The organism is Bacillus sp. ISL-34, assembly GCF_018613325.1.
Lineage (GTDB): Bacteria > Bacillota > Bacilli > Bacillales > DSM-1321 > Peribacillus.
The window spans coordinates 518-10,110 of record NZ_JAGGQJ010000049.1 but is presented as its reverse complement, the minus strand read 5'-3'; the positions used below and the strand labels follow the sequence as shown (position 1 = coordinate 10,110).

7 protein-coding genes are annotated in these 9,593 nt (G+C 35.5%); all 7 read right to left on the bottom strand.

Translation table 11 applies throughout. The annotated features are described in order from the left end of the window. Nucleotides 1–103: 103 nt before the first annotated feature. Nucleotides 104–1,213, bottom strand: a complete 1,110-nt coding sequence (locus J7E52_RS26095; protein ID WP_214751383.1) for an ABC transporter ATP-binding protein — start codon at nt 1,211–1,213, stop codon at nt 104–106. 30 nt (nt 1,214–1,243) lie between these two features. Next, nucleotides 1,244–2,035, bottom strand: a complete 792-nt coding sequence (locus tag J7E52_RS26090; RefSeq protein WP_214751381.1) for an ABC transporter permease — start codon at nt 2,033–2,035, stop codon at nt 1,244–1,246. A 17-nt stretch (nt 2,036–2,052) separates the two neighbouring features. After that, nucleotides 2,053–2,958: an ABC transporter permease gene (locus tag J7E52_RS26085; protein ID WP_214751379.1), complete on the bottom strand. Its 906-nt coding sequence runs from the start codon at nt 2,956–2,958 to the stop codon at nt 2,053–2,055. 63 nt (nt 2,959–3,021) lie between these two features. Next, the gene (locus tag J7E52_RS26080; protein WP_214751377.1) at nt 3,022–4,131 is read right to left on the bottom strand and encodes an ABC transporter substrate-binding protein; all 1,110 of its coding nucleotides are present in this window, start codon (nt 4,129–4,131) and stop codon (nt 3,022–3,024) included. A 277-nt stretch (nt 4,132–4,408) separates the two neighbouring features. After that, entirely contained in the window at nt 4,409–6,043 is a 1,635-nt protein-coding gene (locus tag J7E52_RS26075; RefSeq protein ID WP_214751375.1) for a sigma 54-interacting transcriptional regulator, read from the bottom strand. A gap of 93 nt (nt 6,044–6,136) precedes the next feature. Then, a complete protein-coding gene (locus J7E52_RS26070; protein WP_214751373.1) occupies nt 6,137–7,324 on the bottom strand; it encodes an MFS transporter in 1,188 nt (395 codons plus the stop codon). A 360-nt stretch (nt 7,325–7,684) separates the two neighbouring features. Beyond that, nucleotides 7,685–8,017, bottom strand: coding sequence for a helix-turn-helix domain-containing protein (locus tag J7E52_RS26065; protein WP_214751371.1), 333 nt, complete (start codon nt 8,015–8,017; stop codon nt 7,685–7,687). Nucleotides 8,018–9,593: the final 1,576 nt, after the last annotated feature.

Below are 9,593 nucleotides of genomic sequence, written 5' to 3'. Positions count from 1 at the left end.
TTCACTAATTAGTGAACATCTTCTTTGTTCCATTTTTAGTTAACAAAACAACCAGATGAGAACGCTCTCTAATACGATAATCACTAGTTGTAGTGAAATTTGCTTATTTAATCAAAATTGGACTTTGATAGCGATCCCGAATACCATTTCCTATTACGATTCCATCTTCCTCGTTCCATGTTACATATACATATTCTCCCAGTTGATATGAATATTCACCCGCATTTTGTGATACCGCTGTTAAACGGGTTCCAATATTGAGCTTTACAATCGTTTGAATGTACAAACCTGCAAAGATAATCTCTTCAATAGTGCCGCCTAATAAAAACTCAGCATTATCATTATCTTTCATCAATTTCAATCTCTCAGGTCGAACAGATAAATACATCGGACCTTCTATATTCTTTTCCTTTCCAAAACGCCCGCCTACTCGGCATCCTTCCAATTCAAATATAGGGTATTCTAAATGGTTATCAACCACACTGACTTCAAAAAGGTTCGTATCCCCAATAAAATCAGCTACAAATTTTGTAAGGGGCCGTTTGTATATTTCCTCAGGAACATCAATTTGCTCAATCCTACCTCTATTCATAACCGCGATACGATCAGACATCGTGAGGGCTTCTTCCTGATCGTGGGTAACATAAATAAAGGTGATTTCTAATTTTTTTTGAAGCTGTTTTAATTCATATTGCATTTCCTTACGTAATTTTAAATCCAGTGCCCCTAACGGCTCATCTAACAATAATACTTTCGGGTTATTTACTAGAGCTCTAGCGACAGCGACGCGCTGCTGTTGGCCACCGCTTAACTGTCGCGGCTTCCGATTTCCAAACTGCTCCAATTGAACGAGTCGCAACGATTCTTTTACTCTTGATTCAATCTCAGATCGAGGGACCTTTTTCATTTTTAACCCATATGCTATATTTTCTATCACAGACATATGTGGAAATAATGCATAGCTTTGAAAGACAGTATTAACATCCCGCTTGTATGGTGGTACTCCTACAACGGATTGGCCATCTAATAACACTTCCCCACTATCAGGCTCTTCAAATCCTGCAATCATTCTCAGCGTGGTCGTTTTTCCGCATCCACTGGGCCCCAGCAGGGTGAGAAATTCACCACGTGTTACATCAAGATTGATCCTGTCTACAATTAGTTGATTCCCATATGACTTTTCAACATTCTTAACTTTAATGATAGAATCCAAGGTATAACCCCCTATTAATTTTCTGTATTATTAAGTTTCTTCCCGATTCAATCTAGTCACTAAGACAATCATAATGACAGAAAAAACAAAAATGAGCGTAGAAATTGCGTTTACTTCAGGGGTTATCCCCCTTCGCAGCATAGCCCAGAACTGAACTGGGAGTGTTAGTTCACGACCAGTCAAAAAGTAAGTAACCGGAATCTCATCCAGAGATAAAGTAAAGGATAAAAGAGAAGCACTAATAATAGCGGTCTTAAGGTTCGGTAAAACAACGAGAAAGAACGTTTGGATACGCTTAGCTCCCAAATCAAGGGAAGCTTCTTCGATGGACCTATCCATTCTTTTTAACCTTGCATATACTTGCGTCATTACGACAGCAATTAAAAAAGTTCCATGCCCTAAAAAAATGGTTATTAATGAAAGATTCATCCCCAGCAAAACAAAGGCGCTCATCATTGCAACCCCCGTAATAATACCGGGTAAAATCATTGGAAGTAGTACGATACGCTCAAAAAAAACTTTTCCAGGGAATTGGAATCGATCAATAGCAAAAGCCGCTGGAATTCCGAGTAATAAACCAATAATTGTTCCAGCAACAGCCACATAAACACTATTAAGGAGCGAATGAAGTAGGGCAGAATCCTGAAAAAGAACAGAGTACCATTTCAACGACCAATGGGTAATCGGAAAGGAATTAATGGCGTTTCCATTAAAGGAGTAGACAACAACCACCAACATAGGTAGATACATAAACATAAAAATTAAAATCGACGAAGTCTTAAGTCCTAATGTAATCCAATCAAATTTTGTTGTTTTTTCCATCTTTCACACTCCCCTGCTTAATTTTCATAACTTGAAAACCTTTTTTCTAATCGATGTGTAATCTCAAGGATGCCTAAGACAAGGATAAGTGTGATAATTCCAATGGTTGATCCCAAAGGCCAATTGTTTGCCACCCCAAACAAGCTATACACAACATTAGAAATCATCATGCTGCTTGTACCGCCAAGGAGCTGCGGGGCAAGAAAGTCGCCCATCGTTAAGACAAAGGCGAAGGTTGCTCCCGCCACGACCCCTGGTAGACTTAGCGGAAAAATGACGCGCAAAAAGGTTTGAAACCGGGTAGCGCCAAGATCCTTAGAAGCTTCCATGAGGTTGCGGGGAATATGCTCAAGAGAGGTATAAACAGACATTAACACCCACGGTGTATAAATATGCGTAAGAGCCAAAATCACTGCATACGGGCTATAAAGAAAAACGGTTAATGGTTTATCAATGATGTGCAAAGCCAGCAGCATGTTATTTAAAATCCCATCTTCCCCAAGTACAATCTTCCAGGCATACGCACGAACCAGGTAGCTTACCCATAGTGGAATAATGACAAGAGTATAAATAAGCTGTTTGTTTTTCTTCACTTTGAAATTAATAAAATAAGCTAACGGATAACTTATTAGGATACTAAATAAGGTCACCCAGCTAGCAATTTTAAGTGACTTTAGTAATGTTCCATAATATAAAGGGTTTGTAAAAAATTTCGTGTAATTACCCAAAGTGAATTCATGTACAATAGCTCCAAAATCCGTCTTCCAAAAGCTATTCATAAACAATACTGCATAAGGAATTAATAGAAATATAGACAACCAAATAATAGGTAGAATTAGCAAAAGCAGCAGCCTTGGATTACGTTTCTTCTTCACTTTTTTTATCGTCTTGAGGGGACGAACGGGTGTTGATATATTATCCATAAGCATTCTCCTTAAGTTTAGGGTAAGATTCACCTAGCAGATTACACCGCTAGGTGATTTCTTCTACTGAGCCTTTACTTCGTTCCAAATTTCATTGTATTTATTACGGTCTTTCACTTCTTGCCAAAAATTAATCTTTTTCATATAGTTATCCATATCATCCACATGAATTGCTTTAGCCTCTTCCGGCGTCATTAGCTTTGCTGTTTCTTTATTTGCAACACTATATCCTGTTACTTCAGACACTATTTTTTGTGATTTTTCACTAATTGCATAATCAATGAACTTTTCGGCGAGTTCTTTATTTGGAGAAGAATTTACAACCATTAATCGGTCAATCCACCCTGTAATTCCTTCTTTTGGAATAACCTCTTTGAGATGGCGTCCACTTGCATTCACTGTTTTTGGCGTTAAAGGCCACCCAACAGCGAGCACGACTTCTTTATTTGCGAACAAATCATTCAATTCACCACCCGTTGCCCAATATTTACGAATCTGCGGCTTGACTTCAAGCAGTTTTTTCTTTGCTTCTTGTAATTGTTCATCCGTCATATTGTATATAGCTGAAGGATCGTTTTTATCTAATCCCATCATCTGTCCTACAAGGTAAATATTAGAGATGTCATCCCACAATGATATTTTCCCCTTATATTTTGGATCCCAGAAAACATCCCAACTTTCCGGTGGATTCTTAATTGCATCCGCATCGTAAATTAATGAATCTGGACCCCAGACATACGGAATTCCATAAACCTTATCACCTTTTTTGACATCATCCATGTCTTTCAATTTATCTGCTATCTTTGAATAATTTGTAATATTACTTACGTTGATTGGCGCGACTATACCCTGACGTACTAAATAACCAGCCACATCGGATGAAGGAGAGATTACGTCATATACGTTTCCCCCACCGCCTTTAAGTTTAGAAACTAGTTCATCACTAGAACCGAAATATGTGGCTGTGATTTTAACGTCATATTTTTCTTCAAAATCTTTGATTAGCTTAGGGTCAGCGTATCCTTCCCATGTTAAGAGATTTAATGTTTTCCCATCAGATTTCCCTTTGCTTTGGGAAACTGTGGATGAATCATTGCTGCATCCTGTTACTAACATAGAAATACACATTAGCATTGCGAATAGTAAATATACTATTTTTTTGTTTGATTTCAATTTGGTTCCTCCTTTTGTTTTTCGCAGTTACTTTTACCAATAAATGATTTCCCTATATTTCCTTCCCCCCTGTAAATTATGAAATGAATGTTACTTCTTTCTGTATCTATGCAATAACAATGCCAATAATCTGGATACACAAAAAAACAGCCACTTGTAAACCTTTGTGGCCGTTTTTTTGTGTATTGTTATTTAACAAGGATTCAATATTGCATTTAAAGGGAGAATATACCTGCATTTCCCTCTACAAAAATTCACTTATGCATTCTCAATTGTTTTAAAGAGTTGAAGACTTGGTACGATGAATCTTTCTTACAATCGTAGATTGACTTACCCCTAATAAATCAGCAATTTGATATGTGTTGGTTGTAATTGTTTGTGCTTTTTTGATTAATTCGTATTCTAAAAAGTCAATTGCTTCTTTCAAAGGAACGATATCATTCACTACGATGGGCGATTGAGGTTTAGGTATATTTAAGTTTTTAAAAAACATTGGCGAAAGGAAACTTTGATCAATAATTTCACCTTCAGCCACAGCATACATCCATTCCACCATATTACGTAGTTCTCGAATATTACCGGGCCAGTGATATTTAGTTAATAACAAAAGAATATCACTGGAAAATTCCTTTACTGCTCCATTACTTTCATTTAAACGCTCTAATGAAGAGACCAGCATGGGAATAATATCTTCTCTTCTTTCACGCAAAGGTGGTACCGTTACAGGAATTACGTGTATCCGATAGAATAAGTCTTCCCTAAAAAAACCCTGCTCCACGAGTTTTTCTAAATCTTTATTTGTGGCTGTAATAATTCTTACATCAACCTGATTAGGTTCAACTCCTCCTACTTTATAAAAAGTATAGTCCTGCAAAACTTGTAAAAGCTTGGCCTGCATTGTTAATGATAATTCTCCCACTTCATCAAGAAAAAGAGTCCCCCCGTTTGCTTTTTCAAAAAAGCCTTTCTTTCCATTTTTTTTCGTGCCCGTAAAGGCCCCTTCTTCATATCCAAATAACTCACTTTCTATCAAGCTTTCCGGAATAGATCCACAATTAATCATGATAAAAGGTCCATTCTTTCGCATACTATTTTCATGAATAAATTTTGCTAATTGACTTTTACCCGTTCCTGATTCCCCTTGAAGTAGGATCGTAGACTCCATTTTTGCCGCCCGCTGTAGAAATTTAATTAATTTTATCATTGTGTTACTTCTTATGATTAAAGAACCAGTTACACCGCAAGAGTCATTTTTGCTATCTAAAAGACTCAATCTAGACGCTTTACCCTGAATAAGATGGATATCTGTTATATCTTTTGAAGCGCTTATTACTCTGTAAATTTCACCTTGATCATTATAAATAATACTTGTCTGTACAATCATCTTTTTTTCATTTCGTGTATTTTGATCTAATTCACGTACTTGTTTACCAATCAATTCTTCTTGTGAGCATCCATATAACCATTCACATTTTTCATTCACGCGGAGAACTGTACCTTCCCCGTCTGTTACAAATATCCCTTCAAAAGATGAAGTGAGAATCACCTGCAGTTCTTTACCTAATAAGTGTTCATTTTCAATTGGCTGCTGTTCAACGTCCAGCGATTTACGTATTATTAGTCCCATCCCATCTCCAAAACCGGGCATAATATCAATCTTAATCCCGGAATATTCAAAAAAATCTTTAGAAAAATTAAAATTAAAGCGTCTTTTCCAGATTTCTCTAATGTTATTAGGAAAATCGTAAATAGATTTAATAGAACTGCTCTCCTCCCCAAATAATAGAAAGCGGGCGGCCTTATTAATTACAACCACATCCCCTTCTGGATTGAAGAGAACCATTCCGTCATGTATGTGCTGCATCATTCTATTAATAAATTTCCAAGTTAGCATTGAAGGCAGTTTTTCCACCTGCTGTCCCCCTTTAATAAAAGAATGAAAGCCAATGATTCCTTATGTGGGAAAAATCGGCTTTTTTATAATCTATTAAGTTAAAAATTTATTCTATCCCTTAGCTTCAGAAACAAAAGTGTCTTTGGGATTCTTCTTAACCTTCTTTGGACGATAAAGAAAGCTTAATATTACAAATAATCCAAGTAATGTACCTATTATGTTAAACATCATTCCCGGAGGGAAGTTCCCTAGAACATATCCATTTATACTTGGAGCAACCATACTAGCCGTACTGAAATTTAGCATGGCAATAAGCCCTGCCGTAGGCACCATACTCTTTGGTAAAACATCTGCTGCGTAAGCAAGCCCAAGTGCATAAAATGAGCCCACTCCAGCCCCTGCAATCGCAAGTAAACACATCATCATCCATACCGAATGAGATACATAGGGAAATAGAACGAATGAGATACAAGCAACAACAGCACTGGCTGTTAAAATTGGTTTTCTTCCTATACGATCACTTAATATACCGATTGGATATTGTAAAATAAGATTACCAATTACAAATGATGGTAAAATCAATGATATCCACTCTGGTGATACTCCTATACGTAAAGCATAAATTGGGAAACTACCATTGAGAGAAGCTTCATTGTAACCGTATAGTAATGGAGGAATAAATGCCAACCACCCATAACGAATTACAGCTGTGTATTTGGCCCCACCACTCGAATCGTCATTATTTGAACTTGGATGCATATTGTTAATTAAGCCCAGCATCAGGAAGGCAATTGCACAGCATAGACTTACTACTGCAAAAGGAACCCATAACCCCAACGGAAGTAAATTAATTCCAAGAGGACCAATACTAAAACCTAGACCATATAAAAGTCCATATAGTGATATATAGCGACCCCTCTTCTCCTCTGGGGCTATTTGTGTGATCCAAATTTGACTAGCATAGTGAATCGCAGAGTCCCCCATGCCCATGATAAGACGTAAAATAAACCAAATGCTCAGTGAATGAAAAAGAGGAAGAAAAATTGTAGAAATTGTTACTAAAGCAAGTCCAAAGATAATGATCGTACGATACCCGAAACGACGTAAAGGAGTTTCTATCCAAGGTAAAATCAGTAACATTCCAACATATATTGCAGTATTGTTAAAACCATTTACAAGAGTAGAGACACCCCGTTTCTCTAATATAATTGAAAGCATCGGTAGAATAAGCCCCTGAGTAATACCGGCAATAAAAATTAGAAAAACGAGTGTAATAACAGTAAATTTTGTTGAACGCATGAATATCTATCTCTCCTTCTATTTTGAAGTAAAAGGATATACTTTATATAAACTTACCCTTTGTAATATATCCTTAACTAGTTTAATCTCGCTCGAAAAATTTGTTGCCTTCCAAGTAATTTTTAATAAGAATATTAAGATAATTGCTCAAGTTTATTGATTGTCTTTTCTGATATTGGTGTATAACAACATATCTTTATATCAAATAAGTTATGAACTTGATAGACGATTTTTCAAAAGACAAAGCACCAATAACTGGATGATTAATGTTGATAGGTAGTTTAAAGTTAAGGTCTAATTCTACATCGTAATCTAGCCACCAACTACTAAATTCCGGACTTGATATGTGCAAATATTCTATCAACTCTTTATACCAATCTTCTGTTGAATAACGATTACAGTCTCTACAAAACAATATAGATTTGCTAATTGAAATAAGTAAGATGTCTCTATTTGATTCAGTTTTAATGCTTGAGCAACTCTTTCTAGCACGTCAGGAGACACATTGATTCCCAGCCCACTTTCTAATTGGAGATACCACTTTACACTTATATTAGCAGCTTCAGCAACGTCTTCTTGTGTTAGAGAATGTTTACGTCTTCTATGAGTTACAGGAAGCCCTACGTCTTTAGGGGATAATTTATTACGACGTGAGCGTAAAAAATGTGATAACTCAACTCTTTTGCAATCCATTTCCCACCTAATTCCTCCCATGAATAAAATCTTTATTTAAAAAAATCAAAAATCGATAAAAAACTGGTTCTAGTTGTTATAAGTCAGATTTATTGGCAATTTATAGAGACTACGAAGGGGTTTTCATTTTTTCCACATTAATAAGTCGTTTTTTAATGATAAGTGTTTAAAACACCTCTTTAACGTTATTAAGCATAAATTTTTTAGGTATCTAGATCAATTCATTTTTAATTACTCCTTCCTTTACGTTTCGGAGTGTCATTGCTAGGAATAATAATTATTCAAAATAGATTCCCATTTTCACTGGACTATAGCGGTCATTGATAATCACCTCTTATTATGAGTAATTTCTTTTCCTATTAAATGGTTCAAATAATATATAGCAAGATTCACGCCACCTTAAATACATAAAATATTACAAAAAATTAAATTATTTAAATTTATGGTTAATCCTACCAGATTAACTCCATACAATAAGCCAATTTGAACATCTCGAACAAATTTATTGGCAGTTATGTTTAAATTACCCTATGAGCAAATGAATAAATTGCCAATATTCGCATAATTTGGATTGAATTTTTTCTTGTAGGACTTAAATGGCAGAAAGTTGGATGGTTTAGGCGCACAAAAAAAGATAAATGAAGAAAAACTCTGTAGAGATTCCTTTCCACAGAGCTTTCTTAAAATCTATAAGCTTTCAACTAATGTTTGGGTGGCAGAGCACCTTCCCTTTGAATAGGTGCATAGAATTTTTTCCCCTTACACATGTTCGAATGTTTCCAACCTTCTCTTTATAAATGTTTTTCTCCAATTTCCCCCACACTCTAGAAGTCGTATAAATTTCATTGCTGGTACATATAAACGAAAAAAAAGGCTACACCTAATAGGTACTAGCCCTCCAAAGATTGTACTTGAAACGAAAACTATTTATGGTGTCAAGGAGCTGAATTCAAGATTCCAATGTAATATATTCAGGTCCATGTTCTTTTGCCCAACTATGTATATAACTGAGCAGACTATATCCAAGGTCACTAGGACGATGTTTTCCATCAGTAACCAAATATTCACAAAAACATAGCGATCAATAAATGAATCTTCAAGCCATTAAAGTAAATTATATAGAACTTGATGAGGCATAAATATTTTTCAATAATTGTGTATCTAACAGTTTCTTATTCTTTTCCCTCTATCCATAAATATTAGATATATGCACAAATAGTTCCATTCCAAAGGATAATTAGAGGTTAGGTGCTCTGGTTTCCTTTTTCAAACAAAGGAAATTGGAGAATCATCTCCAGAAACAAAAGATAGATAAAAAAATCACTTTAAGAAAAACTACTACGACATATGCTTTGGACGTGATCTCTGAAATCGTATTTAACTCGGCGATATAGAAAATAATAAACTGAGGATTAGGATATATTCGATCCTATTAAAATGAATTATTAATGATTAGCTATTTTGGGATGCCTTACAAGACGTATATTCTATCGAGGTTAATTTTAAAATAAATGAAAATATGGAATTTCTTCCGACAGGGCTCAGATTTTTTCAATATTATAAGGAATACTCTTTT